The organism is Microvirga pakistanensis (assembly GCF_004458765.1).
In the GTDB taxonomy this organism is placed as follows: domain Bacteria; phylum Pseudomonadota; class Alphaproteobacteria; order Rhizobiales; family Beijerinckiaceae; genus Microvirga; species Microvirga pakistanensis.
Window position 1 is genome coordinate 1 of the sequence record NZ_SPJX01000420.1, and the last position, 507, is coordinate 507.

Genomic DNA, 507 nt, shown 5'->3' on the forward strand with positions numbered 1-507 from the left:
AGCATTGCAGGCCGGAAGCATTGGCTCTGGCGCGCCGTCGATCAGCATGGGATGGTGCTCGACATCCTGGTTCAGAGCCGTCGCAACGCGAAAGCCGCCAAGCGTCTGCTGCGCAAGCTGCTCAAGAAGCAAGGCGTGGCACCGCGCGTGCTAATCACCGATAAACTGGCCAGCTATGGCGCAGCCAAGCGTGAAATCATGCCGAGTGTCGAACACCGTCAGCACAGGAGGCTCAATAACCGGGCCGAAAATTCTCATCGACCGACACGACGACGGGAGCGCATCATGAAGCGTTTCAAATCAGCCGGCCAGGCCCAGCGCTTTCTCTCCGTTCATGACCAAGTTGGAAACCTCTTCCGCCGGCCCGCAAATATCAACGCCGCTGATCAGCGCAAGGCCCGAGCCCAAGCCTTGATGACTTGGGCCGAAATGGTAGGCCTTGCTGCCTTCTGACGAGCTGATCTGAGGGAGCTCTCTAATGTCATCCCGTTAACCTGACGGTGCCCT

At 59.0% G+C, this 507-nt stretch carries 1 protein-coding gene; it reads left to right on the forward strand.

The genetic code is table 11. The annotated features are described in order from the left end of the window. Nucleotides 1-453, forward strand: a 453-nt coding sequence (locus tag E4K09_RS19705; protein ID WP_134499442.1) for an IS6 family transposase, incomplete at its 5' end; no start/stop codon positions are given. Nucleotides 454-507: the final 54 nt, after the last annotated feature.